Genomic DNA, 25,167 nt, shown 5'->3' with positions numbered 1-25,167 from the left:
GCGGGGTGCTCAGCGCGTCGGGTGGTGGGCCCGGTAGCGCGCGAGGAGCCCGCCGGGGACCTCCTCGACGGTGATCGCGAACGTGCGGTGGTCGCACCACTCGTCGCCGATGTGCAGGAAGCGCTCGCGCACGCCCTCGTCGCGCAGCCCGAGCTTCTCGACGACGCGCAGCGAGGGTCCGTTCTCGGGCCGGATGTTCACCTCGACGCGGTGCAGCCCGAGCTCGGTGAAGCAGTGGTCGGCGGCGAGCGCGACCGCGACGGGCATGATGCCGCGCCCGGCGACGTGCTCGGAGATCCAGTACCCGATCGCGCCCGAGCGCAGCGACCCGTACGTGATGGACGAGACCGTGACCTGCCCGACGAGCTCGCCCTCGTAGTCGATCGCGAACGGCAGGCTCACGCCCGAGCGCGCCTGCGCGGACAGCGTCCGCACGAACTGCGCGAACGTGGGCCGCGGCCCCTCCACGGGCACCGGGGAGGTGGCGTCCCACGGCTCGAGCCACGAGGCGTTGCGCGCGCGCAGCGCGAGCCACGCGGTGCCGTCACGGCGGCGCAGGGGCCGCAGGCGCACCGGGCCGTCCTCGAGGACGGCGGGCCAGCCGCGCGCCATCAGCCCTCCAGGACCAGGCAGTGCACGACCTGCCCGGACTGCACGGTCGTGTCGTGCTCGCCGACGACCGCGAGCGCGTTGGCGTGCGCGAGCGCGCTGACGGTGGGCGCGGCGGGGTCGCCGAGCGGCGTCACGCGGTAGCCCTCCTCGGGCGAGCCGAGCACGGTGGCGGGCACGAACTGGCGCAGCCCCGCGGGCGACGTCCAGCCGTGCGTGGCGCGCGCGGTGACGCTGGGCCGGTAGAGCTCGGCGTGGCCGCCCATGGCCCGCAGCGCGGGACGCACGAACACCTCGAACGACACCTGCGCGGACACCGGGTCGCCCTGCAGCGCGAAGATCGGCACGGTCCGGTCCGCGCCGAGGTCGCTGCCGACCGTCCCGAACCCGTGCCGCAGGCCCGGGGTCATGGCGACGTGGTCGAGCCGGACGGTGCCGAGCGTCGCGAGCACGTCCTTGACGGTGTCGCCGACGAGCTCCGACAGGCCGCCGGTGATGACGACGAGGTCCGCGCGCACCAGCTGGTCGTCGAGCGCCTCGCGTAGCGTGCCGCGGTCGTCGGGCAGGATCCCGACGCGCACGGGTGTCGCGCCGGCGTCGCGGACCGCGGCCTCGAGCGCGTGCCCGTCGGTCTCGAACACGGCACCCTCACGCGGGCGGGACGTGCCGGGCTCGACGAGCTCGTCGCCGACGGACAGCAGCACGACGCGCGGCGTCGGGTGCACGTGGAGGCGGCCGTGGCCGAGCGTCGCCGCGAGCGCGAGCTGGCGCGCGCCCAGTCGCGTGCCGGCCGCGAGCACGACCTCACCGGTGCGCACGTCGGCGCCCGCGGGCCGCACGTGCTGCCCCGCGACCGCCGGTCGCTGCAGCGCGAACCGCACCGCACCGCGGTCGGTCTCCTCCAGCGGCACGACCGCGTCCGCGCCCAGGGGCAGCGCGCCGCCCGACGCGATGCGCACCGCCTGCCCGGGCGCGAGGCGCACCCCCGCGGGCGCGCCCGCGAGCACGTCGTGCGCGACGGGCAGCGCGAGCGGCGTGTCGAGCCCCGCGGCCGCGGTCTCGTGCGCCGCGACCGCGTAGCCGTCCCGCGCCGCCACCGCGGTCGCGGGCACGTCCCGCGTCGCGACGAGGTCGCGCGCGAGGATGCACCCCACCGCGTCGTGCAGCGCCACGTCGAGCGGGGCGACCGGCCCGACGGCAGCGAGCACGGCTGCCAGGTGGTCCTGGACCGATCTCATGGCGGCATTGTGCCGCGCCGGCGCCCCTTCGCCGTGCGTCAGGACATGGAGCCGGCCACGTACTTCTCGAGCCAGTCCTTGAAGTCGGGGCCCAGGTCGGGGCGATCCACCGCGATCCGGACGACGGCCTTGAGGTAGTCGAGCCGGTCACCGGTGTCGTAGCGGCGGCCGCGGAACACGACGCCCGTGACGCCACCGCCCTGCTCGGCGGGGGTGTTCATGAGCGTCGCGAGCGCGTCCGTCAGCTGGATCTCGCCACCGCGGCCGGGCGCCGTGTTCTCGAGGACCTCGAACACCGCGGGGTGCAGCACGTAGCGGCCGATGATCGCGAGGTTGGACGGCGCCTCGTCGACCGGGGGCTTCTCGACGAGCCCCGTGATCCGCACGGTGTCCTCGTCCTCCCCCTCGAGCGCCTCGACCGCCGCGCAGCCGTACGACGAGATCTGCTCGCGCGGGACCTCGAGCAGCGCGATGACGGACCCGCCGAGGCGCTCCTGCAGCGCGAGCATCGGCGCGAGCAGGTCGTCGCGCTCGTCGATCAGGTCGTCGCCCAGCAGCACCGCGAACGGCTCGTCGCCGACGTGGCGCTTGGCCTGCAGGACCGCGTGCCCCAGGCCCTTGGGCTGGCCCTGACGCACGAAGTGCACGTTCGCGAGCTCGGTCGACTCGCGGACCTTGGCGAGACGCTCGGCGTCACCCTTCGACTCCAGCACGGCCTCGAGCTCGGGCACGGCGTCGAAGTGGTCGGCGAGCGTGCGCTTGGAGCGCCCGGTGATGAGCAGGACGTCGTCGAGACCGGCCGCGACGGCCTCCTCGACCACGTACTGGATGGCGGGCTTGTCGACGACCGGGAGCATCTCCTTCGGCGTCGACTTCGTGGCGGGCAGGAACCGGGTGCCCAGTCCTGCAGCGGGGATGACTGCCTTGTGGATCGTCATGCCGGAACGCTAGCCGCGCCCCTCGGACCGCGCCCAGGGGACGCCCGTGTGGCGTGGGTCATGTCGGTCCGTCGGCATCCGGGGTCCGTGGGCGATTTCGCAGGTCGTGACCGATTCACCCGTGCGGGTGACATTCGTCGCGTGTCCGAGGGGTGGGACGCGGCCCGGGCGGCGGTGCGGCCCTCGGCGGAACGTTTGCGACACTGGGGCCATGAGCAGCGCCGCCGGACCGTCGCTCCACGCGTCCCCTCCCGAGCCGGAGGAGGCGAAGGAGCTCCTCCGCTCGGCTCTCCGCAAGGCGCGCTCCCACCGCTCGCAGCGGCTGCGCGACGAGGCCGCGGACGCCCTCGCGGAGGTCGTGACCTCGATCCCCGCGGTCCGCGACGCGCGCTGCGTGTCCGTCTACGCCGCGCGGCCGACCGAGCCCGCGACCGGCGTGCTGCTCGAACGGCTCGCGGAGCGCGGGGTGCGGATCCTGCTGCCCGTGCTCGGCGCTGGCCTGCAGCGCGACTGGGCCGAGTACCGCGGTCCCGACGACCTGCGCGAGCGGGCCCCGGGGCGGCCGCCCGAGCCGGGCGGCCCGACGCTCGGCCCGCAGGCGCTCGCCGACGCGGACGTCATCGTCGCCCCCGCGCTCGCGGTCGACACCGCCGGCAGCCGGCTCGGCCAGGGCGGCGGCTGGTACGACCGGGCGCTCGAGCACGCGCGGCCCGACGCGCTCGTCGTCGCCGTCGTGTTCCCCGAGGAGGTGCGGGACGCGGCCGTCGACCCGCTCCCCCGCGAGCCGCACGACCGGCGCGTCGACGCGTACGCGACGCCCGAGGGCTGGGTCCCGCTGCGCTCCTGAGCCGCCGTCCCTGACGGGCCCGGCCTCGGAACGGCCCTGGGGGCCGGCCCGCCGCGCGTCAGGGCCGCAGCGTCAACCGGTCGACCGCGTCCGCCTGCGTCGCGGCGGTCGAGAACGGCCACGGGAACGTCGTCCCCTGGGCCCACGCGTCGAGCTGGTCGGTGTAGTGCGGGCTCGCCGGGTGCCCGGACGTCCCGGTGAACGCGACCCACGTCGAGGAGTCCAGGTCACCCAGGTCGACGACCATCCGCATCGACGGCGCCGCGGTCACCCCGTAGCCCTCCGATGCGTCCCACGACGTCGCGTTGACGATCGACGAGCCGCCGCCCACCGCGACCGGGTCCGGGTTGACGAAGTTGCGCACGAGGCCGGGCACCGACGAGCCGCCGAGCACGGGGTGCTCGGGTGCCGCGGTGTGCAGTCGGCCCCAGCGCCACTCGTCGGCGTCCCGCCCGAGCTGCTGCGTGAGCGTCAGCCGTGCCGTGACCATCGCCTGGTAGAGCACCTCGTCGCGACCCTCGAGCAGACCCGGGGTCGTGCGGTCGTCCCACCACGTCGAGCCCGGGTCGTCGAGCAGGCCGCGGACCACCTCGAGCCAGCGCGAGCCGCCGTTCGGCAGGTCCCCGTCGGGCAGGTCGTCGGCGAAGGTCAGCTCGAGCAGCGTCTTCCAGACCGCGGCGAAGTACGCGGCCGCCGCGGAGTCCTCGCTCGACACGTGGTCCCACGTGCGCAGCAGCTCCTGGCCGTCGTCGGCGAACGCGTCGTCGATCTCGATGCGCAGGAGCCACGGCACGAGCACGTCGGCGTACGGGTTGCGCTCGTCGTTCTGCAGGGTGCTCATGGCCGCGACGTCGAGCTTCTCGCCGCGCGTGACGGCGTTCGTCAAGGTCGTGCGGATGCGCTGCGCGCGGTAGCCGTAGTCCCAGTCGTCCGTGAGGAACGGACCGACGCCCTGCGGCGTGACCGCCTGATTCGCCGCGACGACGAACCCCTCGGCCGGGTCGAGCGCGCGCGGCATCTCCTCGGGGTCGACGTACCCCTGCCAGTCGTAGGCCGGGTCCCAGCCCGGGCGCGGCCACGTGCCGTCCGACGGCACCTCACCGGTGATCTTCTGCCGCACCGGGATGCGGCCGGGCGCCTGGTAGCCGATGTGCCCGTCCGTCGTCGCGAACACGATGTTCTGCGAGGGCACGTCGAGCAGCCGGCCCACGCGCGCGATGTCGCTCGCGTCCTTCGCGGTCGCCGTCGAGAGGACGGCGTCGGCCGTGTGCCCCGGCGCCAGCGCGGTCCACGCGAGCGCGACCTCGTACCCGCGGCCCGACGTCCCGTCCGGCATGGGCGCGTCACCGGCCCGGTCGACGTCCAGCACGTCGGACACGATCGGCCCGTGCACGCTCTGGCGGACCTCGATCGTCACGTCCTCGCCGCCGTTGACCTTGATGACCTCGGTGCGCGTCCGGATCGGCGCGGTGCCGTCGCCGCGCACGGTCCGGTTCCCGTCGACGCGCTCGAGGAAGAAGTCCGTGACGTCCGCGCCCAGGTTCGTCAGGCCCCACGCGAGGTCCGCGTTGTGGCCGATGACGACGCCCGGGAAGCCCGCGAACCCGAAGCCCGACACGTCGAACGGGCACGCCTCGTCGACGGTCGCGCAGCGCAGGCCGACCTGCATCCAGATCCCCGGCGCGGAGATGCCCAGGTGCGGGTCGTTCGCGAGGATCGGCGACCCGCTCGCGGTGTGCTCGCCCGCGACCACCCACGAGTTCGACCCCACCCCCTCGCCCTCGCCGACGAGGTGCGGGACCGCGTCGAGCGCCTTCTGCGCGCTGTCGACGGCCGCCTGCAGGCCCGCGTCGTCGAGGTCCAGGTCCGTGGTCGCGGACGCCGGCTCAGCGCTCGTCAGGTCGTCGGCCGCGACGATCGGCTGGTTGACGTCGTACGGGTACGTCGGGAACAGCTGGTCGACCTTCGCGACGTCCCGCACCGACGCGTACGCGCGGGCCCGCGCGAGCTCGTCCTCGTAGTTGCCGCGCAGGTCCCACGCCATGGCCTTGAGCCACGCGAGCGAGTCGACCGCGTCCCACGGTTCGGGGGCCTCGACGTCCACCTGCAGGCCGAGGACGGTGTACTCCACCGCGATCTGCGAGGGCGCCTTGCCGTCCAGGTAGGCGTTCACGCCGTCCGCGTACGCCTCGAGCGCCTCGCGCGTCGAGGCGTCGACGATCCCGAGCTCCTCCTGCGCGACCCGGTGCCAGCCGAACGTGCGGATCACCTTGTCCGCGTCGAGCGCGTCCTCGTTCTCGCCGACGAGCTCCGAGAGCCGGCCCGCGACGACGTGCCGGCGGTAGTCCATCTCGAAGAACCGGTCCTGCGCGGCGACGTAGCCCTGCGCGAGGAACAGGTCGTGCGGGTCCTGCGCCGTGATCGTCGGGACGCCGCGCGCGTCGCGCGTCACCGTCACCTCGTCGTGCAGGCCCGCGACCTCGAGCGTCCCGCTCACCTGCGGCAGCGGGCGGCGCACGACGACGAACGCGGCGACGACCGCCGCGACCAGCGCGACGACGAGGACGATGGCGACCGAGAGGACGGTCAGACGGGCGGCACGGCTACGGAGCACGTCTGCGAGGGTAGTGCGGGCGTGGGGCGGCTGCCGTCAGGACGCAGCGGGAGCGGCGGCCGGAGCGGCGGCCGGGGCCGGGCTCGACGTGCTCGTCGACGACGAGGTCGACGACGACGAGTCCGACGACGAGGTGCTCGTCGACGACGCGCTCTTGTCGGACGAGACCGCGGGGACCGACGACGACTTCGCGCCCGAGCGCGCGTCGTTGCGGTAGAAGCCGGAGCCCTTGAACACGACGCCCACCGAGGAGAACACCTTGCGCAGCTTGCCCTCGCACTCGGGGCAGACCGTCAGCGAGTCGTCCGAGAACGACTGGTGGATGTCGAAGGCGTGGCCGCACGCCGTGCACGCGTACGAGTAGGTGGGCACCGGTTCTCCCTGGTTCGTCCGTGATGGCGCGAGCCGGGCGCCGGGGTGGCGCAGCCTGGCACTCGCACGTTCCGAGTGCCAATGGTAACGACCCGTGCAACCCCTCCGACTCCCCGCGCACGCGTGGTTCGCCCCACACACCCTCCCTCCGGCGCCCCGCCCAGGGACCGGCGACGCGCGCAGACGACGAGGACCGCCCGGCCGGTGGCGGGGCGGTCCTCGTGCGGGAGCGCGTCAGGGGGTGCGCGTCAGGCGGCGCGCGTCAGGCCGTCGGCGCGGGCGGCGTCGGGCCGTCCTCGGGCCGGATCGTCGGCGGCGTCGTGAGGTCCGACTGCAGCGCGGGCGTCGGACGCTGGGCCAGCAGGTCGCGGATCTCCTGCAGCAGCAGGATGTCCTCGGCGGGCGCGGCCGGCTCGGCCTCCTCGCCGCGCTTGCGACGCGCCGCGAGCTTGTTCAGCGGCAGCACGACGACGAAGTACACGGCCGCGGCGGTGATGAGGAACGTGAGCGCCGCGCTGATGATGTGCCCGAAGCTGATCGGGGTCTTGCCCTCCGGGCCGAACGCCAGGACCTCGTCCAGGTTCGGCTGCCCGAAGACCCAGCCGATGAGCGGGTTGATGAACCCGTCGACGATCGACTGCACGAAGGCGCCGAACGCGGCACCGATGACGACACCGACCGCGAGGTCGACCGCGTTGCCGCGGGAGATGAAGTCCTTGAACCCCTCGAACACCTTCGCGAGGCCCTTGGCCCCGGAGCCGAGGGCGTTCGCGGCGGACCCCGCCGCCGAACCGACTGTGGACTGCGACACGAGTACCTCCGATGAGCGCGGGGCGCGACGGCCTGGTCAGACGTTCGATCATGGCACGACCACGGCACTGAGCAACGCGCCGACGGCAGCTCCGGAGAGGGCCGCGGCCTCGTCGGGCGTCACGGCGAGCAGAACGGGAGGGATGTCCGTCTCGCCGCCCACCGCCCACCCGCCCTCGTCGTCGCCCGGCGCGACCGGGAGGACGAGCGCGCGCCGCGCGACGACCACGCCCTGCGCACCGGTCTCGGCGGCAGCCGCGAGCACGTCGATCCGCGTCCCGGGCGTCAGCAGCGCGGCCATCGCCGGGTCCGCGAGCCGCACGGCCGCGACGACCGTGCCCGGCGGGCCCACGAGGTCCTCGGACGTCAGGAGCCCCGGCACCACCGGCAGACCGGCGGGCACGGGCACGGCGGTCGCCCGGCCGACCAGGCCGTCCGCCCTGGCCCGCGTGGAGTCGAGCGCGAGGCCCGCCGGGAGCCGCGCCACGCGGAGGTCGCCTGCGGCGAGCGTCGTGCCCGCCGGCAGGTCACGCGCGGCGACGACGACCGCGCGGACCTGCGGCGCGGGCGGGCGCAGCACCTGCAGCGCCGATGACGCCGCGATCCCGACGCCGACCGCCGCGACCACGAACCGCCACCGCCACAGCACCCCGCGCCACGCGGCGCGCACGGGGCGGCGTCGCCGCTCGAGCGGCGGGACGGGGAACCTGGTCGACGGCACGCCCGCACGCTAGGCAGCCGCCGCACACGGTCGGCACCGCCTGATGCGGACCTGGGGACGGGCCGGCGCCGACGAGGGGCTGGGGTCGGGTCGCGGCCGGTCAGGTCACCAGTGCGGGGGCTTGTCGCGACGCAGGCGCTCGTCGTTCGCGTCGGAGCCGTCGCCCCAGCCGACGTCGGAGTCGTCCGCGCTGCGCACCGCGAGCAACGCGTCACCGGACCGGTCGCGCGGACCACCGGCGGGCGGGGAGGGCGGGGCGGGCGGAACCACGGGCTCAGGCGCGGGCACCGCGGGCAGCGTCGTGCGCAGCACCGACTCGTCGGTCCCGACCGTCCCGGGCTGACGCACCGCGCGCCGAGGACGACGCGCCCGGGGTTCCTGACCGTTCACCGCTCGATCATCGCACCGCACACGCGTCCGCCCGCCAGGGTGGCTCAGGACAGGGCGCGCTCGATCGCGCCGCGGACCGCGGTGTCGATGCGGTACGAGCGGCGCGTGACCCCGAGCTCGTCGCGCAGGGCCGCCGCGAGCTCGTCGCGCGAGCGCTGCACGCCGTCGGACTGCAGCCAGCCGACGAGGTCGTCGAGCTGGTCGTCGCTGTACGCGGCGATCGGCAGACCGCGGCGCACGTCAGGGCGCGGCAGCGCACGCACCGGGAGCGCGGGCTGCTCGGTCCGCACGACCGACAGCGGACGGCGCTGCGCGTCGTCGACCACCACCCCGTCCATCGCGACCGGCACGACGCCCGTGCGCGGCGCGTTCTGCACGACCATCGCGCCCGTCACGGCCGGCGGCTCGGTCGGGGTCGAGGCGTGTCCCGCGGTCGGGCTCGCGGGCCGCTGGGAGGCCTCACGCTGCGCGGGCACCGCGGGCGTCGGGGCCGTCCCCGTCGGTCCGACGACCGCCGGACCGGGCTCCGCCGAGGTGCCCGCGGCGGGCACCTCGGGAGCAGGCGCCGCGGCAGCGGGAGCCGTCGGAGCGGCTGCGCTCGCCGTGGGTGCGGCGCCCGCACGCTCGTCGTGCCCGCGGCCCTTGCGCTGACGGCCCTTGCGGCGCGCCGCACGTCCCCGCGGCTCGGCCGTGGCGTGGTCGGCGCCCTGCCGGGCAGGCGTGGGGCTCACGGGCGTGAACACGCCGGCCGCGGGAGCCTCGTGGCGGTCGACCGACCCCTGGGCAGGCGTGGGAGCAGTGGGCGTGGGAGCAGTCGGCGTCGGTGCAGCAGCAGTCGGCGCCGTGGTCGTCGGCTCGTCGACGCCGTCCTCGGCCCGCGCTCGCTCGTCGGTCGCTCGCTCGTCGGACACGGACACGGACGCGGACGCGGGCGCGTCGGTTCGCCTGCCGCGCACCTCAGCACCCAGGGCGCGCTCGTCGTCGGTCCACGACTGCGGCAGGCCGATCACGGCGGTGCCGGTGCGCGGCTCGACGGGCGCGGGCACGGCGCGGTGCACGTAGCGGCGGATGCGGTCGACCTCGGCCTCGGGGTCGAGGAACGCGGCCGCGGACCACACGCGCACGACCGTCCAGCCGAGCCGTTCGAGCCGGTCGGCGGTGAGCCGCTCGCGCACGCGCACGGACGGCTCGCCGACGTACGCGTCGTCGTCGGTGAGGACGGCGACGAGCATGCGTCCGGGCAGGGACGGGTGGCCGACGACCATGGGGATGCGCTGCCCGCCGGGCACGCCGTAGTCGAGCTCGACGACGAGCCCGTGCCGCCACAGGCGTTCGGCGAGGTCGACGAGCAGGCGGTCGGGGTCGACCGCGTGGGACGCGGGTGCGGTCTGGCCGGCACCGCGCTCGGCGGCGAACGCGAGCAGGTCGCGCAGCAGGCGGGGGCCGTCGCCGCGCAGGCGCTCGGGGTCGAGGTCGTCGGCGCCGAAGCAGGCCACGACGCCGAGGCGGTGGCGGGTCGAGCCGAGCGCGTCGAGCAGGAGCGCGTCGCCGCCGGGGCCGGACAGCACGCCGAACGTGTGCAGCACGCGGCGGTGCGGCGTGCGGCCGAGGCCGAGCGACAGCAGCACGGCGTCGCGGTGCAGGCCGGCGACCCCGGTGAGGTCGGTGACGACGAACGGCTCGGGCCGCGCGGGGTCGAAGAACGCCGCGAGCGCGGGGTTCGTGCGGACCTCGTCGAGCACGGCCTCACGGACGGCCTCGGCATGCGCGGGGGTCACGGTGACGACCGCGAGCGACTCCTCGGGCCGGGACAGAGCGTGCTCGAGCACGAGGTCGACGGTGTGCGCGACCTCGGCGGCGGTGGTCTCGACGACGCCGCTGCCCTGCGCGGGCATGCCCGTGCCGTCGACGACGTCGAGCCGCACGAGCGGGCGGCTCGTGGGCAGCGGGGTCGCGACCAGCGCGTCGCCGTAGCCGTGCTCGGACAGGAACGTGGTGAGGTACGGGTCGCGCGCGACGGTGTCGGCGCGCAGGGTCGCGCGCGGCAGGACGTCGGCGAGCTCGCGCACGGCGCTGCCGGACGCGCAGCGCGCGTCGCCGACGACGACGACCTGGCGGCCGCGCGCGATCGCGGCGAGCGCGACCTCGGTGGGCAGGTGCGCGGCGGCGCCGAGCACGACGAGGTCGACGGTGCGGGACGCGGGGAGCACCTGCGGGACGAGCATGGGGCTCGCGACGAGCACGGGGCGCAGCCGGCGCGCGACGTCGGGGTACCGGGCGAACGTGTCGCGCAGCGACGTGAGACGCTCCTCGACGAGCTCGGCGAACAGCTCCTCGGCCTGCTCGCGGTGCCGGCGCAGCACGGCGGCGACCTGCGCGGCCACCGCGGTGCGCACGGGCGGTGCGAGGCTCGCGACGTGCGCGCGGTCGAGCTCGGCGTACCGCTGTGCCATGGCGCCGAGCGCCTCGCCGTCGTAGCCGGCGAGCGCGGGGTCCTCGGCGATGATCTGCTCGATGACGGTGCTCCACCACGCGAGCTCGAGCTCGGCGGGCGCGTAGGCGGCGGCGATGCGCCGCTCGGCGAGGTCGTCGACGAGATCCCCGAGGCCCGCGTCGCGCAGGCGGTGCAGCAGCCCCGTGCGGTCGGGCAGCGTGTCGAGCGCCTCCTGCGCGCCGCGCAGCCGTTCGAGCCGCTCGGTGAGCGCGGCCAGCGGCAGCGCGCACAGGCCCCCGCCGCCGGGCGTCGTGGCGAGCACCTCGTCGAGCGCGCGGAGGTCCTCGCGCACCGCGCGGTACTCCTCCTCGAGCGTCTCCAGGCCCTCGGGCAGGCGCGGCCAGCCGCCGCTCGGGCAGTGCGCCTGCCACGTCTCGCGGCGCGCCTGCACCTCGACGAGCGCGGTGTGCAGGTCCGCGACGGGGCGTCCGGGGCGCACCATGTCGCGCGCCTGTCGGCGCAGGCGGCGCCGCAGCCAGTAGCCCATCGCGATCCCGCGCTCGGCACGCCACTGCTTGGTGGCGGTCGCCGCGACGAGGTCCGCCGCGGTCCGCTCGAACACGATCGGCAGGAACACGTCGAGCGACGCGCGCACGCCGTCGAGCATGCGCAGCTGCTCGCCCCACGCGTCGACGGTCTCGGCGGGCAGCAGACCCGTCTCGGCGTCGACCTGCGCGGAGCGCTGCGCGAGGCGCGGCAGGGCGTCGTCGAGCAGGCGTGCGAGGCGGCGGCGGGCGACGTCCGCGTCGGCGTGCGTGCGCAGGTCCGCGCCGTACCAGGGGGTGTCGGTCGGCCGCACGGAGAACGCGCCGAGCTCGCCCGCGCGGCGCAGGTCCGCGGCGAGCCGCGAGCGGTCCGCGCCGTCGAGCGCGCGCGCGACCTCGGGGGCGAGGCGCACGGTCGTGCGGGGTGCGGGGCGCGTGGACGTCAGGCGCGCGAGGTGCTGCAGCGCGTCGTACGCGGACACGCCGAACGGCTCGCGGGGCGTGTGCAGGCCGGCGACGTAGCCGCGCAGCGCCTCACGGTGCCCGACGAGGTCCGAGCGCAGCGCCTGCACGCCACGCGGGTCGACGACGGGCGACTCCATGGTCATCGCGCCGAGCATCCGGCGGGCCGCGGCGCTGCGCCAGCTGGCCTCGGGCGCGATGTCGAGCAGCAGGTCGTGCAGGCCGTGCGCGGCGAGCCGCTCGGTGAGCGCGACCGCGGCGCGGCGGTGCCCGGGCACGTACAGGACGGTGCGGCCCGCGGCGGCCGCGTCCGCGACGATCGCGGCGATCGTGCCGGAGTCGTCGGCGCCCGTGGGGCTGTCGACGAACAGGTGCGCACCCGTGGCGACCACGTCGAGCACGTGCTGCTGCGCGGGGTCCAGGTCCCCCACGCCGCGCTCGTGCGCGGGGTCGCGGTCGCCGACGACGGCGGCGGGCAGCGGGTGCGCGCGCAGGCGCTCGCGGTCCGCCTCGACGCCCGCGAGCGCGGTGAGGACCTCGTGGTGCGCGACGCCCGCGGCGAGGTTGTCGAGGTCGTCGACGAGCACCTGGCCGGGGTGGACGAACGTGCCGACGACGACGCGCTCGCTCAGCTCGAAGTCCTCGAGCACGGCCTCGCCGAGGGAGGCGAGCCGCTGCAGCGCGGCGCGCGGGTCGAAGCCGCCGCCGGTGAACGCGCCGCGCGCGACCGCGGCCGGGTCGAGCAGCGCGCCGCGCGAGCGCAGCGCGCGGGCGAGGACGGGGTTGACCTCGAGCGACGGCTCGAGCGCGAGCTCGTAGTCGCTCTCCCCCGTGCCGCGGGCGCGCAGCGCGACGGGGCGCAGCAGCACGGGGGCGCGCAGTCGCCGGGGTGCGGTCGCGGGCTCGTCGGCGGGTGCGGGCGCGGGGGTGCGGGCGGTCGCGGCGGCGAGCGCGGCGACGTCGTCCTGCGCGACGTCCGCGGTGGTGCGCTCGGTCCACGTGGCGACGCCGATGGCGAGCGAGGTGGGCGCGATGCCGTAGCGCTGCTCGTAGGCGGCGGCGCGCGAGCCGACCGCGCGGGCGCGCCGGCGGGCGGTGGACAGCGCCGCGCCCTCGCGCACGAGGTTCGACAGGCGGGTCTCGCGGCCCGCGAACAGCTGCGCCATGCCGGACGGGTGCGCGGCCGACAGGTCGAGCGCGGCCTCGCCGAGCAGGTCGATGTCGGCGAGCGTGGAGCCGCCCGCGGCCTCGACGAGCGCGCCGCGCCACGTGGCGAGCGCACCTTCGACGAGCTCGGCGTCGGACGGCGGCTCGACGAGCGCGACGGGCCCGGCGGCCTCGCCCGCGACGGCGGGCACGGCCCCGGTGGCGGCGGTGCGGGGCGTGCCGCGGCCGGGGGTGGCGGGCGTGGGGGTGCCCGTGGGGACGGAGGTGGGGTCGGCCGTGCCGGGGGCAGGCCCGAGGTCCGAGCCGGCTCCCGAGCCTGGCGCGCGCGCGGGGACGGTCACCCTGCGACGGTAACCGCGGGCGCGGCGCGCCCGGACGTGACGCGCCGAGGGGCCCCCGAGTTCCGCTCGGGCGGACGATCCGCGTGATCGTGCGGATCGAGCGCTCGTCCGCAGGTCAGCGCGCCGGGTGCGGCGGTCTGGTCGCGCACCGGGCGGGGCGCCCTGGACACGTGGCACGGCCGACCCCGGACGGTCCTGGAACACGCGAGAGGCGGCCGCGGATGATCGCGGCCGCCTCTCGGACGTAGAAACGGTGCGCACCGCGCAGGGGGCAGGCGATGCGCACCGTCGGGAGACAGTGTGCTCCTTGACCACCCTCTTGGTCAACCGTCCAGTCCATGACTTTGCAGATTTTTCGGTCGTGACCCGAGTCACAGGGCACCCGTTTGCCACGACCGTCCAGGTCAGGCGCCCAACACGCCCTCGCACACCCGCGCGCCCCACCACGCGAACGTGTCCACGATGCGGCAGAGTCGGGGGCGCGGCGCGCCTCCGAGCCGCCCGCAGCCCTACGCAGCCGTACCCGCACCATCGTCGGAGGCCGTCGACGCACGCCGGCAGGACCCCATGACGACCCCCGCACCCGTCGCGGACGCACCCCGCACCACGCACCTCGGCGTCCCGACGATGGCGATGCTCGTCGTCGGCTCGATGGTCGGCGCGGGCGTGTTCTCCCTGCCCCGCCAGTTCGCCGAGTCCACCGGCGCGGCGGGCGCACTCGTCGCCTGGGGAGTCGCAGGCACCGGCACGCTCATGCTCGCGCTCGTCTTCCAGACCCTCGCGCTGCGCCGCCCCGACCTCGACGCGGGCGTCTTCGCCTACGCGAAGGCCGGCTTCGGCGAGTACCTCGGGTTCTTCTCCGCGTTCGGGTACTGGGCGTCCGCGTGCGTCGGGAACGTGACCTACTGGGTGCTCATCACCTCGACGCTCGGCGCCGTGTTCCCCGCACTCGGCTCGGGCGACACGCTCCTCGCGGTCGCCGTCGGCAGCGTCGGGCTGTGGGTGTTCTTCCTCCTCGTGCGGCGCGGCATCCGCGAGGCCACCGCCGTCAACCGGGTCGTCACCGTCGCCAAGCTCGTGCCGATCGTCGTGTTCGTCGTCCTCGCCGTCGTCGCGTTCGACCCCGCGGTGTTCGCCGACAACTGGGGCGGCTCCCCCGGCTCCGGCACGCTGCTCGACCAGGTGCGCGGCACGATGCTCGCGACCGTGTTCGTGTTCCTCGGCGTCGAGGGGGCCAGCACGTTCTCCCGGCACGCACGTCGCCGCACGGACGTCGGACGCGCGACGCTGCTCGGCTTCGGGTCGGTGTTCGCGCTGTTCGCGTCCGTGACGATCGTGTCCTACGGCATCCTGCCCGCCGACGAGATCGCCCAGCTCGAGGAGCCGTCCATGGGTGGCGTGCTCGACGCGGCGTTCGGCTCGTGGGGCAGCACGTTCGTCTCGACCGGCCTGATCATCTCCGTGCTCGGCGCCTACCTCGCGTGGACGCTCATGGCCGCCGAGGTCCTGTTCGTCGCCGCGCGCGACGGGGACATGCCGCAGTTCCTGCGCAGGACGAACGAGCACGACGCCCCCGTGCCCGCACTCGCGATGAGCACCGCGCTCGCGCAGGCCGTCCTGCTGCTCACGCTCGCCTCCGAGCACGCGTTCGACTTCGCGCTTGAGCTCACCGGCTCGCTCGTGCTCATCCCCTACCTGCTGGCGGCCGCGTACGGCGTGCGGCTGCTGCGCCGCGACCAGGGGTCACGCGGCGCGCTCGTCGTCGCCGTCGCCGCGACGCTCTACACGACGTGGCTGCTCTACGCGGCCGGGCTCGACCACCTGCTCGTCGTGTTCATCGTCTACGCACCCGCGTCCCTGCTGTTCGTGCTCACGCGCCGCGAGCAGGGCCGCCGCTGGTTCACCGCGCGCGAGCGCGTGGTCCTCGCGATCTCCCTGCTCGGTGCCGTCGCCGGCCTCGTCGCCCTCGCGACCGGCGCGATCCGGCTGTAGACACGAGCGACCCGCACCCGTCGCGGCCGGGGGTTGTGCCGCGGGCGGGTGCGGGTCGGGGTGCTGCGGATCAGGCTGCGAGCGTGTGGCTGGTCGCGGGGGTGACCTGCGACCGGGCGGGGACGACTGCTTCCGCGGGGACGCGCGTGCCGTCCGCGACGCGTGCGCCGTCACCGACCGTGACGCGCGTCGCGAGGCGCGCGCCCGACCCGATCACGGCGCCTCGTCCGACGTGGACGTGCGTGCCGAGCTGCGTGTGCGGTCCGACGACCGCGCCGGGCTCGACCCAGACGTGGGCCCCGATGTGAACTCCGCCGCCGATGAACGCTCCCGGGTCGACCCAGGCGGTCTCGGCGACGTACGTGGTGGGATCGACGGTCGCGGCCATCGCCACGAGTCCGCCGCCGTTGTCGTGCCGGCGGTAGCGGACGGTCGTGCCGTCGTCGGTCTCGAGCTCTTCGTATCGCTTCTTCATGGCGTCTCTTGGAACGATTCGACCGGGGCCCTTGTTCCCGCCGCGCGCACAGCGCTTCCGCAGACACAAGTCCGGCCGTCGCGCGCTCCGGGGGACGGGAGCTGCGTCAGCCGGGACCTGACCGCCCCGGCTGTGGGGCTGCGGAGGGGGCGCCGCCGTCAGGCGACGGCGCGGCGGGCGCCGGCGTCAGTCGCGCGGGCCGGCCTGCGTGGGGACGGAGGGGGTGATGAGCGCGCGGACCTCAGAGCCGAGGTAGCGGCGGTGACCGCCGAGGGTGCGGATCGCGTTGAGGCGGCCGGCGCGGGCCCAGCGCGTGACGGTCTTGGGGTCGACGCCGAACAGCATCGCGACCTCCTGGGGGGTGAGGAGCTCCTGGGCGGTGGTGTGGTCAGTCATGACTTCCGGTTTCTCCCTCGTGACAACTCGGTCAGTCGTCACACGTTCGTGTCAGTGCATGACAAGTTTGACACGTTTCGTCGAAAAGTCCACCCCTTGTGTCCTACTGTGTGCGCATGGCCCCCGATGTGTCCCTCCGCGAGCGCAAGCGCCGCGCCATCCAGGACGAGATCACCGACGCCGCGATCGGCCTGTTCATCAAGCAGGGATTCGACGACACGCCGGTGGGTCAGATCGCCGCGACCGTGGGCATGTCGGAGCGCACGTTCTTCCGCTACTTCCCCACGAAAGACGACGTCATCGAGCATGTCTCGGCCCGCTGGCGCGCCCAGGTGGCGGCCGCGCTGAAGGCCCGGCCGGACGACGAGCGGCTGTGGACCTCGCTGCGTCGGGCGTTCGACGGCTACATCGCCACGACGCTCCAGCAGGACCGCGCAATGCCCCTCATGAAGTTGGTGTATCTCACACCGGCGCTGCGCACGCGGCACTCCGCGCGCATGTGGCTCTGGCGCTCCGACCTCACCCAGGTCGTGCGCGAACGCAGGCCCGAGCTCACCGAGTTCGCCGCGCTGACGATCGTCGGCGCGGCGGTCGGCTGCTTCGAGACCACGCGCGAGGCGTGGGCGCTCGCCGAGGGAGAGCTGGAGTTCGACGCACTGCTCGACGAGGCGATGGCCACGGTCGACGACCTGCCCTGACCGCGACCACCGCCCGTCGCGGCGTCAGACGAGCCGCCACCACCTCACTTCGTGCGCGCACTGCGGGCACGGCGGGAGCGCTTCGTCGTCCTCGAGCTGGACCGTGTGACCACAGGCGTCCAGGAACTTTCCCTTGCCCGGCTTCGCCCCGATGGAGAACACCGGCATCACCTCCTTGTGACGGATCAAGGCCTACCGTCCCGGGCCCGGTCCGCGCCTGGGACCAAAGGCCGCAGTGCGCGCGAACGCCCCACGTCGGGCGGCTCCGGCACGCGCGGCGGCCACCCACCCCCCGCTGCGTCGCGGGTTCCTCGCGGGGTCGCGCGTTGCTCGGTGAGTCGCGCGGTCGACTGCGCGACCCACCAGGAAACACGCGACCTCCCGTGCGATGCGCGACCTCGGCGGAGGCGTGCGGGGACGACGAAGGCCGGCGCTCACCTGGTGCGGCGGGCGCCGGCCTTCGGCGGGGTCAGGAGCGGGTCAGGAGCGGGTCAGGAGCGGTCGGTGCGGGCGCTCGGGGCGCCCGCGGTGCGGCCCGCGCGGCGCGGGCCCTGGCGGCGGGCGCCGCTCGTCGTACCCGACGACGCCGACGCGCGCGATGCCGAACCCGGCGTCGAGGTCGTGTACGTGCGCGGCTGGCGCGCCGGCGACGGGGCCTCGGCGCCGGCCGACTGGCGACGACCCGCCTGGCCGCCGTTCGCGGGACGGGCCGTCGCGGCCTGCTCGCCGCCACGCCCCCGGCCGCCGCGACGACGGCCCGAACGCGCAGCACCGGGACGCGCGGCGTCGCCGGACGCGTTCGACCGGCGCGGTTGCTGCTGCGGCTGCACGGGACGCGCGGGCTGGACGAACGGCGCGGTCTCGCCGACGAGCTGCTCGAGCACCGCGGCGCCCGGGCCGACCGGCTGCGGCTTCGCGGTGATGCCGGCCTGCCGCGTCATCGCGCGGACCTCGCCGACCTGCTCGGGCAGCACGATCGTCACGACGTCACCCGCGGACCCGGCACGCGCGGTACGGCCCGAGCGGTGCAGGTACGCCTTGTGCTCCGCCGGCGGGTCGACGTGCACGACGAGCTCGACCTCGTCGACGTGGATGCCGCGCGCCGCGATGTCCGTGGCGACCAGCACCTTCACCGCGCCCGACGAGAACGCCTCGAGGTTGCGCTCGCGCGCGCCCTGGCCGAGGTTGCCGTGCAGGTCCACGGCGGGCACGCCCGCGGCGGTGAGCTGCTTCGCGAGCTTCTTGGCGCCGTGCTTGGTGCGCGTGAACAGCACACGTCGGCCCGTGCCGGACGCGAGGTGCTGCACCACGTGCTTCTTCGCGTCGGCGTCCGCGACCGTGAGCACGTGGTGCGTCATCTGCGAGACGGGCGAGCGGTCGGTGTCGACCGAGTGGCGCAGCGGGTCCTTGAGGAACGCCGCGACGAGCTTGTCCACACCGTTGTCGAGCGTCGCGGAGAACAGCAGACGCTGACCGCGCTTGTCGGTCGCCGCCATGATCCGCTTCACGCCGGGCAGGAAGCCCAGGTCGGCCATGTGGTCGGCCTCGTCGAGCACGGTGATCTGCACGTCCGCGAGCGAGATGACGCCCTGCTTCATGAGGTCCTCGAGGCGCCCCGGGCACGCGACGACGATGTCGACGCCGCCCTTGAGCGCGGACTCCTGCGGGCGCTGCGAGACGCCACCGAAGATCGTCGTGACGCTCAGGCGCGCGGCCTTCGCGAGCGGCTCGAGCGTCGCGGCGATCTGCGTCGCGAGCTCACGCGTCGGGGCCAGCACGAGGCCCGTGGGGCGGCTGGGGACGTGCCGCACCATCGTCGTGCCCGGGACGAGGCCCGCGAGGCGCGCGACAAGCGGGAGGGAGAACGCGAGGGTCTTGCCGGAGCCGGTGCGGCCGCGGCCGAGCACGTCACGCCCGCGCAGCGTGTCCGGGAGCGTCGCCTCCTGGATGGGGAACGCGGACGTCATGCCGGCCTTCGTGAGCGCACCGGCGAGGACCTCGGGCACGCCGAGGCTGGAGAAAGAAGTCAAGGAAAGTGTCGCCCTTCAGGCGTCGAGTGGGGCGCCCGCCAGGCAGCCACAGCACCCAGGACGCGGGCCCGCGCAGAACCTTCCGCCGCGCCGGAGCCACCCCCAGTGTGCCCTATGAGCAGCGAAGATCCGCTGTCGGTCCGCTCACACCGGTCGTCGGGCGCGTTCGTCGGGACCGCGCGGGACGTCGAGCACCCACCGCACGCCCACCGCAGGCGCACGGCATGATCGGGTCCATGACCGCGTCCGACGAACCCGGCTACGGCGAGCCGATCAGCGCCGAGACGGTGCTGCACGTCCGCTTCAGCACGACGAAGTTCACCGACGGCTACGACCAGTCGGAGGTCGACGACCTCCTCGACCGGGTGATCGCGACGCTGCGCGCCCGGGAGGCGGGCGAGCCCGGGGAGCTCGGGGAGCTCGGCGCGGAGCAGGTCGCGGGGACGACGTTCAGCCGTACGCGGTTCCGCGAGGGGTACGCGATGGACGAGGTCGACGACTTCCTCGACCGGATCGCCACCGCGCTCGCCGGTGGGGCGCCCCGCACCTCGGCGACGCCGCCCGTCGCGCACGACCGGGTGGTCGCGGACGCCCCTGACCCCGGCGCGACCCCGGGGCTCATCCCGCCCCGACGCGGCTGGCGTCGGCTGTTCGGCGGCTGACCCGCCACACCACCGCGTACAGGACCACGGCCGCGACGACGACGGCGCCGGACGTCGTGACGAGCCGCGCGAGCGTCGACTCGACCGGCTCGCGCGCCGTGATGCTCGCCGCGAGCGCGACCCCCGCGGCCACCAGCCCGAGCACGACGACGCCCGCGATCACCGCCGCGCTCGTGGTCGACACCTCGAGCCGGCCGCCGCGCTCCCGCCACCGAGCGGCCCACCGCACGGCCCACGCGGCGACGACGAGCAGCCCGACGACCGTGCTCGCGTGCTGCAGCACGCGCGCCACGTCCATCCCCGCGAACGCCGGCTCACGCAGCGCGTCGACGCGCTCGACCAGGAACCCGTCGCCGTGCGTGAACGAGTCCCACAGCACGTGCGTCGCGACCCCGATCACGAGAGAGAGCAGCGTCCACCCGGCGCGCTCGGCCAGCCCGGCGCGCTCGTCGGACCCGGCCCTTCCTCCCTCGCGCGTCACGAGCGCGACGAGCGGCGCACGCACCACCCACCACACCGCGAGCAGCACCGCGGCCGTCGGGACGGCGACCGTCAGCGCACCGGGCCAGTGGTGCGTCGTCGTCGCGTTGACGAACGGCTCGTACCAGGCCCCCGCGTAGCGCGGCAGCTTGACGAAGTACGGCGCGTCCGGCGCCATGGCCCCGACGACGAGCGCGGCGGGCACCAGCGGGCCGCGCGCGAGCGGCAGGACGACGGCAGGGTGCGAGAGCGTGAACGGCACGCTCGAGGATGACCCGGTCCCCCGCCGCTCGTCGTCGTGCCGGGGAATGGACCACCCGGCTCGGGGGTCCACCTGCGGTCGCACGCCATGCGCGACCGCTGTCCCCTCAGCCCTTGAGGATCGCCCAGGCGAGGAGCTTGTCGAGCCGGCGGATGTCGATGTCCTTGCCGAGCTTGACCTTGATGTGACCGGCCCGCGTCCACAGCTCGAGCTCGGCGTTGATGTCGAAGACCTTGCCCGCGTTCTCCGAGGACCACATGTTGATCGAGCTGTAGGGCAGCGAGTAGATCTCGACCTTCTTGCCGGTGAGGCCCTGCGCGTCGCGCACGATCAGCCGTCGCGTGGTGAACACGGCACTGTCGCGGAACGTCTTGAAGGCCGCGACGGCCTGCTCGCCCTCGATCAGGAGGTCGACGACGTCCGGCGGGATCGGGATCTCCTGCAGCAGGGTCCATGCGGCGATGGCGGCGGGTTCCACGGGTGTGCCTCCGGGGTCGGTGACGGGGCCCCAGGATGGCGCGCCGAGCAACGCTCCGTGCCGCGGTCCGTGGAGGTGTCACCCGGTCGGGCTCAGGCGACCACTCCCGCGGCGAGGGCGTCGGTCAGCAGGCTGACCAGGGCCTCGAGCTGGACGTCGGTGGAGGTCTCGGCGTCGTCGAGGTCCGCGCCGTCGAGCGCGCGGGCCGCGAGGCCGGACTTGGCGTCGATGAGCTCGGCGATCTTCGCGTCGATGGTCTGCGCCGCGATGATGCGCCACGCCGTGACGGGCTCGGACTGGCCGATGCGGTGGATGCGGTCGATCGCCTGGGTCTGCTCCGCGTCGGTCCAGGACAGCTCGGCGAGCACCAGGTTCGACGCGACCTGCAGGTTCAGGCCCACGCCCGCCGCGAGCAGCGAGCAGACCGCGATCTGCACGTCCGGCTCCTCGGTGAACTCCTTGATGGCCTTGTCGCGGGCCTTCGTCGTCTGGTCGCCGCGGATCGACACCGACCGGATGCCGCGGTCCGCGAACGTCTGCTCGGCGGCGTCGAGGACGTCGACGTGCTTGGCGAAGAACACGACCTTGCCGACGTTGCGCGCGAGCTGCGCGGCGTAGTCGGCGGCCAGCCCGGCCTTGGCCTGGCCGATGCGCCGGACCATCGTGAACACGTTGTCGCCGGTCTTCTTGGACGACGAGTCCTTGAGCTCGCCGGCCGCGACGCGGCGCGCCAGGTCGTGGTCGACCGCCCCGCCGATCGACGTGTCGCCGCGCGCCTCGAGCGCCGCGCGGTAGCGGCTGACGAGGCGGCGGGCGAGCGCCTCCTCCGACGCGCGGATCGAGCGTCCCACCGCGCCGTCGAGCTCCACGGGCAGGTCCGCGACCCGGCGGGCCGGGATGTCCGCGACCACGTCGATCTTGCGACGACGCACGATGCCCATGTCGATCACCGCGGCACGCGCGGCGGCGGAGAAGCCACGGTCGGCCGGCGTCAGGCCCGTGTCCTCCAGCGCGTTCATCAGCGCGCCGAGCGGCTTCTCGTCGTCGATCCAGCCGAGGAACTCCCAGATCGCTTGGAAGTCCTCGATGTCGTTGATCAGCGGCGTCCCGGTGAGCGCCATGAGCAGCGGTCGGGCGGTGCGCAGGCGGATCTGCTCGGAGAGCGTCAGCACGTTGCGCGAGCGCTGCGAGCCCTTGTTCTTGATGAAGTGCGCCTCGTCGACGACCATCCCGCGGAACCCGAGCTCACCCAGCCAGCCGACGTGCCGGTCGAGGATCTCGTAGTTCACGATCACGACGTCCGCGAACGCGTCCACCTCCTCCCCGTCGCCGTGCACCACGGTCGACCGGCGCTGCGGGGTCCACAGCTTCACCTCGTGCGCCCAGTTCGTCTTGACGACGTTCGGGACGACGACGAGCAGCGGGTACGCGTCGGCGGCCTGCGCGGCGAGCAGCGCCTGCGCCGTCTTGCCGAGGCCCGGCTCGTCGGCCAGCAGGAACGTGCGGTGACCACGCGCAGCAGCCGCGACGACCTGCGCCTGGTGGTGCATCAGCACCTCCGCGCGCGGGACGAACGCGACGCCCGGCTCGGGCAGCGCCATGCACGCGGGCTTGCCCGTCGCGGCCTTCTCGAACGACCAGAACAGCGGCTCCAACAGCTCCCAGCCCGCCAGTCGACGCGGGCGCGCGGCGGCGCGCTCGGCGGCGGCCTCGAAGTCCGGGGCGAGGAACGGGTTCGCGAGGCGCCGCGAGATCACCGACTGCGGCAGGACGCGCTTGTCCTCCGCGGGCGTCGGCGGCGCCACCGGCTCCGGCTCGGGCTCGTCGGGCGGCTCGATGCCCCCCGCCCGCAGCACCGACGCCCGGTACTCGCGCGCCGCGTCGGAGACCCGCGCGTCCTCGCGCAGCAGCTCGAGCAGGGACGTGTCGCGCGCGGCGGTCTTGGCGAGCTGCGTCGCGACGCCGTCGAGGCGCTTGAGCTCCTGGGTGCGCTTCGCGTGGCCGAGCGACTCGTCGGCGTTGACGCGGGCCCGCTCCTCGCGCACCAGCAGCGCCACGACCTGGAACTTCGTGCGCACCGCCGGGCGCGTCGGCGGGCGCTTGACCGCGTTGTCGACGTCGCGGGCGATCCCGGCGAGCACCGGGATGAGGCCCTCCTCGTCGGGACGCGTCGTGCGGCGTCGCTGACCACCGGGCTGGGCGCCTCCGCGTCCCGGCCGGCCCCGGCCTGCTCCTGCCACATCTCCTCCTTCGACGTCCGCACCCGACCGCGGGCGCGGCGTGCGTTGCCCGTGCCCGGCCGAGACCGGACCGGCTCACCGCGTGCCGCCGGGAACGGCGGGGCGGGGCGCTCAGGTCAGCGCCGCCGCGCGATCGCGCAGCTGTTCGTCGGCGCCGCGTGGGGATCGCACCGGCACCGTGGTGTCACTGCCGGGGCGTGTCCTCGACGAGCTGCGGCACGACGTGAGGTCGCGCGCCATCCACCGGCGGTTCGCATCGTACCGCCGGGGTGCACGCGGCGCCGACGAGTGCTGTGAAGTCACCCGCTCGTGCGCGGCCTACCCGGCCGTGCTCACCCGCTGGACCGGCGCGCCGGCCCGGATCGCGCGCGGGATCTCCGCGACCTCGTCGACGACGGCCACAAGCCGCGCGACCTCGTCGGGCGAGGCCTGCGTGTCCACCTCGACCGCGTAGGTGATCCCGGTCGACACCCACTCCCCGTCGAACCCGCCGCCCGCCGTCACCCGCACCCCCTGGAGCGTGATGCCGAGCCCGGCGGCCTCCCGGTACACGTCGTTGAGGACGCAGCCCGCCGCCGCGACGTGCAGCAGGTGCGCGCCCGTGAACGCCGCCTCGACCGCGACGCCCTCGTCCGTCCACCGGTGCGGCAGCCGCCACGCCCCGTCCGACGACGAGCGCAGACTCCCGGCACCCACGACGACCCCGTACGTCTCCGCCATCACCCCTCCCGCCGCCATCCTGAGCGGGAGGGAGGGGTGGCGCAAGAAGTCACCCCGCATGCCGCGTTTTCGTCATACGTCACGTGGGTGGTGAGTGACGAGCGGGTCCGGGAGCTGGCCCACGAAGCCGAGAAGGGCTACGACGTCGAGGTGCCGAGGCGCCGCGCACGAGGACGTCCGGGCCGCGGCGCACAGCCGATGCAGGTCGTCGTCGTCCGACTCACCGCCGAGGAGCTCGACACCCTGGACGCGGCGGCAGCGCGCCACGGCCTGACCAGGGCCGAGGCGATCCGCGCCGCCCTCGCACGCTTCCACGCCTGAAGGTCCATCAACGCGCACACCTACGGCGCCCTCTCGGAAGGCAGGGAGCCCCCTCGTCGTCGGCTACGCCGTCTCCTCCGCACGCAAGTCATCAATGAGCCAGAGAAGTGCCGAGACGGCGTTCGAGTACCGCAGATACCGGGGGTTCTGGTTCGACTTCGGCTCGCAGTCGTTCCGCTGGCGCCGGAGGGCGTCAACCATCCGCTCGAGATCCTGGATCTTCGACATGGAGCAACGGTTGACCCACCGATGTACGAGTGCAAGACCGTGACCGCCTCCCGCTAGATCTTGGGGTCGAGGGTGTCCGCCAGCGAGATGGGCACGAGCACACACGCGTCGAGTAGGGCGCCGAAGCTCACCCCTGCGGCCCACCGCCGGACGTCCGGCGGGCGAGCCGCAGCGCCTCGGCGTACTCCTCGGCGGCGTCCTCGTAGAGCCCGTCCGCCTGCGCCTCGCGCGTGAGCTCGTCGAGAGACGCCCGCCGCTCGGTCCGGCGGAGGTCCCGGAAGTGCAGCAGGTCGTCGAGCCTGATGCGGCGGTGCCGCGTGACTCGCTCGTACGGGATCCGCTCGTCGTCGAGGAGCTTGACGAGCGTCGGGCGGGAGATCCCGAGGAACTCTGCCGCCTGCGACGTCGTCAGCCGCTGCTCGACCGGGGCCACGGTGATGGCGTGGCCGGCCTCCATCGCCTCGACCACGCGCACGAGGATCTCGTGCACGGGGGAAGGCACCTCGACCGTCGTCCCGTCGGGCGCGACGAGCTTCGCGGTCGGCTGCTCGAGCGCGGCCGCCAACCGGTGCACGGATTCCCGAGCGGGGGCGTCCTCAGGGGGAAGCGTCGTCGTGGCGAGCAGAGCGGTGGCCATGCGACCACTCTCGTCTCAAGACGAAATATTCGCAAGGGCCGCGCAGGTGCAGGGACCGTT

General features: G+C 74.8%; 23 protein-coding genes. 5 read left to right on the top strand and 18 right to left on the bottom strand.

Annotated elements, in window-relative coordinates:
* Nucleotides 1-9: 9 nt before the first annotated feature.
* Genes F1D97_RS06550 through galU form a run of 3 tightly spaced genes read right to left on the bottom strand, consistent with a single transcriptional unit; the run spans nucleotide 10 to nucleotide 2,785 of the window.
* On the bottom strand, nucleotides 10-612 hold the full coding sequence (locus tag F1D97_RS06550) for a GNAT family N-acetyltransferase (RefSeq protein WP_236123065.1): 603 nt from the start codon (nucleotides 610-612) through the stop codon (nucleotides 10-12).
* Entirely contained in the window at nucleotides 612-1,847 is a 1,236-nt protein-coding gene (locus tag F1D97_RS06545; RefSeq protein ID WP_236123064.1) for a molybdopterin molybdotransferase MoeA, read from the bottom strand. The genes F1D97_RS06550 and F1D97_RS06545 overlap by 1 nt, the downstream gene beginning before the upstream one ends.
* A 38-nt stretch (nucleotides 1,848-1,885) precedes the next feature.
* The gene (galU, locus tag F1D97_RS06540) at nucleotides 1,886-2,785 is read right to left on the bottom strand and encodes a UTP--glucose-1-phosphate uridylyltransferase GalU (RefSeq protein ID WP_236123063.1); all 900 of its coding nucleotides are present in this window, start codon (nucleotides 2,783-2,785) and stop codon (nucleotides 1,886-1,888) included.
* 211 nt (nucleotides 2,786-2,996) lie between these two features.
* Between galU and F1D97_RS06535 the strand changes: the two genes are divergently transcribed.
* The gene (locus F1D97_RS06535) at nucleotides 2,997-3,632 is read left to right on the top strand and encodes a 5-formyltetrahydrofolate cyclo-ligase (RefSeq protein ID WP_236123062.1); all 636 of its coding nucleotides are present in this window, start codon (nucleotides 2,997-2,999) and stop codon (nucleotides 3,630-3,632) included.
* A 58-nt stretch (nucleotides 3,633-3,690) separates the two neighbouring features.
* Here F1D97_RS06535 and F1D97_RS06530 read toward each other — a convergent pair whose 3' ends face one another.
* The 6 genes from F1D97_RS06530 to F1D97_RS06505 form a co-directional block, all read right to left on the bottom strand.
* Nucleotides 3,691-6,246: a penicillin acylase family protein gene (locus F1D97_RS06530; protein WP_236123061.1), complete on the bottom strand. Its 2,556-nt coding sequence runs from the start codon at nucleotides 6,244-6,246 to the stop codon at nucleotides 3,691-3,693.
* A 36-nt stretch (nucleotides 6,247-6,282) separates the two neighbouring features.
* A complete protein-coding gene (locus F1D97_RS06525; RefSeq protein ID WP_236123060.1) occupies nucleotides 6,283-6,618 on the bottom strand; it encodes an FmdB family zinc ribbon protein in 336 nt (111 codons plus the stop codon).
* A gap of 262 nt (nucleotides 6,619-6,880) precedes the next feature.
* The gene (mscL, locus tag F1D97_RS06520) at nucleotides 6,881-7,429 is read right to left on the bottom strand and encodes a large conductance mechanosensitive channel protein MscL (RefSeq protein WP_236123059.1); all 549 of its coding nucleotides are present in this window, start codon (nucleotides 7,427-7,429) and stop codon (nucleotides 6,881-6,883) included.
* 48 nt (nucleotides 7,430-7,477) lie between these two features.
* Entirely contained in the window at nucleotides 7,478-8,149 is a 672-nt protein-coding gene (locus F1D97_RS06515; RefSeq protein WP_236123058.1) for an SAF domain-containing protein, read from the bottom strand.
* A 105-nt stretch (nucleotides 8,150-8,254) separates the two neighbouring features.
* Entirely contained in the window at nucleotides 8,255-8,539 is a 285-nt protein-coding gene (locus tag F1D97_RS06510) for a hypothetical protein (RefSeq protein ID WP_236123057.1), read from the bottom strand.
* Nucleotides 8,540-8,583: 44 nt separating this feature from the next.
* Entirely contained in the window at nucleotides 8,584-13,488 is a 4,905-nt protein-coding gene (locus F1D97_RS06505) for a hypothetical protein (protein ID WP_236123056.1), read from the bottom strand.
* 567 nt (nucleotides 13,489-14,055) lie between these two features.
* Between F1D97_RS06505 and F1D97_RS06500 the strand changes: the two genes are divergently transcribed.
* Entirely contained in the window at nucleotides 14,056-15,480 is a 1,425-nt protein-coding gene (locus F1D97_RS06500) for a basic amino acid/polyamine antiporter (RefSeq protein WP_236123055.1), read from the top strand.
* Nucleotides 15,481-15,550: 70 nt separating this feature from the next.
* On the opposite strand, the gene F1D97_RS06495 is transcribed toward F1D97_RS06500, so the two are convergent.
* Nucleotides 15,551-15,955: a transferase gene (locus F1D97_RS06495; RefSeq protein WP_236123054.1), complete on the bottom strand. Its 405-nt coding sequence runs from the start codon at nucleotides 15,953-15,955 to the stop codon at nucleotides 15,551-15,553.
* A 186-nt stretch (nucleotides 15,956-16,141) separates the two neighbouring features.
* On the bottom strand, nucleotides 16,142-16,351 hold the full coding sequence (locus tag F1D97_RS06490) for a BldC family transcriptional regulator (protein ID WP_236123053.1): 210 nt from the start codon (nucleotides 16,349-16,351) through the stop codon (nucleotides 16,142-16,144).
* Nucleotides 16,352-16,467: 116 nt separating this feature from the next.
* Here F1D97_RS06490 and F1D97_RS06485 point away from each other — a divergent pair, with 116 nt between their 5' ends.
* Entirely contained in the window at nucleotides 16,468-17,049 is a 582-nt protein-coding gene (locus F1D97_RS06485) for a TetR family transcriptional regulator (protein ID WP_236123052.1), read from the top strand.
* A 491-nt stretch (nucleotides 17,050-17,540) separates the two neighbouring features.
* Here the strand turns inward: F1D97_RS06485 and F1D97_RS06480 are convergent, their stop codons facing one another.
* A complete protein-coding gene (locus F1D97_RS06480; RefSeq protein ID WP_236123051.1) occupies nucleotides 17,541-19,079 on the bottom strand; it encodes a DEAD/DEAH box helicase in 1,539 nt (512 codons plus the stop codon).
* A gap of 236 nt (nucleotides 19,080-19,315) precedes the next feature.
* Here F1D97_RS06480 and F1D97_RS06475 point away from each other — a divergent pair, with 236 nt between their 5' ends.
* On the top strand, nucleotides 19,316-19,741 hold the full coding sequence (locus tag F1D97_RS06475) for a DivIVA domain-containing protein (protein ID WP_236123050.1): 426 nt from the start codon (nucleotides 19,316-19,318) through the stop codon (nucleotides 19,739-19,741).
* Here the strand turns inward: F1D97_RS06475 and F1D97_RS06470 are convergent.
* From F1D97_RS06470 to F1D97_RS06455, 4 genes are all read right to left on the bottom strand, one after another.
* Nucleotides 19,698-20,483, bottom strand: coding sequence for a DUF4184 family protein (locus tag F1D97_RS06470; RefSeq protein ID WP_236123049.1), 786 nt, complete (start codon nucleotides 20,481-20,483; stop codon nucleotides 19,698-19,700). The two genes, F1D97_RS06475 and F1D97_RS06470, sit on opposite strands and share 44 nt — an antisense overlap.
* Before the next feature lie 106 nt (nucleotides 20,484-20,589).
* Nucleotides 20,590-20,961 (bottom strand): PH domain-containing protein, encoded by a 372-nt coding sequence (locus F1D97_RS06465; RefSeq protein WP_094181928.1) that lies wholly within the window; start codon nucleotides 20,959-20,961, stop codon nucleotides 20,590-20,592.
* A gap of 92 nt (nucleotides 20,962-21,053) precedes the next feature.
* Complete coding sequence (locus tag F1D97_RS06460) at nucleotides 21,054-23,201, bottom strand: DEAD/DEAH box helicase (protein WP_236123048.1); 2,148 nt, start codon at nucleotides 23,199-23,201, stop codon at nucleotides 21,054-21,056.
* 318 nt (nucleotides 23,202-23,519) lie between these two features.
* Nucleotides 23,520-23,921 (bottom strand): OsmC family protein, encoded by a 402-nt coding sequence (locus F1D97_RS06455; RefSeq protein ID WP_236123047.1) that lies wholly within the window; start codon nucleotides 23,919-23,921, stop codon nucleotides 23,520-23,522.
* 36 nt (nucleotides 23,922-23,957) lie between these two features.
* Here F1D97_RS06455 and F1D97_RS06450 point away from each other — a divergent pair, with 36 nt between their 5' ends.
* A complete protein-coding gene (locus F1D97_RS06450) occupies nucleotides 23,958-24,242 on the top strand; it encodes a ribbon-helix-helix protein, CopG family (RefSeq protein ID WP_236123046.1) in 285 nt (94 codons plus the stop codon).
* 63 nt (nucleotides 24,243-24,305) lie between these two features.
* Here the strand turns inward: F1D97_RS06450 and F1D97_RS06445 are convergent, their stop codons facing one another.
* Both F1D97_RS06445 and F1D97_RS06440 read right to left on the bottom strand, forming a co-directional pair.
* On the bottom strand, nucleotides 24,306-24,470 hold the full coding sequence (locus tag F1D97_RS06445; RefSeq protein WP_236123045.1) for a hypothetical protein: 165 nt from the start codon (nucleotides 24,468-24,470) through the stop codon (nucleotides 24,306-24,308).
* 127 nt (nucleotides 24,471-24,597) lie between these two features.
* Nucleotides 24,598-25,107 carry a helix-turn-helix domain-containing protein gene (locus tag F1D97_RS06440; protein WP_236123044.1) on the bottom strand — a complete coding sequence of 170 codons (510 nt, stop codon included), beginning with the start codon at nucleotides 25,105-25,107 and terminating at the stop codon, nucleotides 24,598-24,600.
* Between the last annotated feature and the right edge of the window lie 60 nt (nucleotides 25,108-25,167).

This window comes from Cellulomonas palmilytica (assembly GCF_021590045.1).
Taxonomy (GTDB): domain Bacteria; phylum Actinomycetota; class Actinomycetes; order Actinomycetales; family Cellulomonadaceae; genus Cellulomonas; species Cellulomonas palmilytica.
Note: the sequence above shows the minus strand (reverse complement) of the source record. Positions and strands in the feature narration are given on the sequence as shown.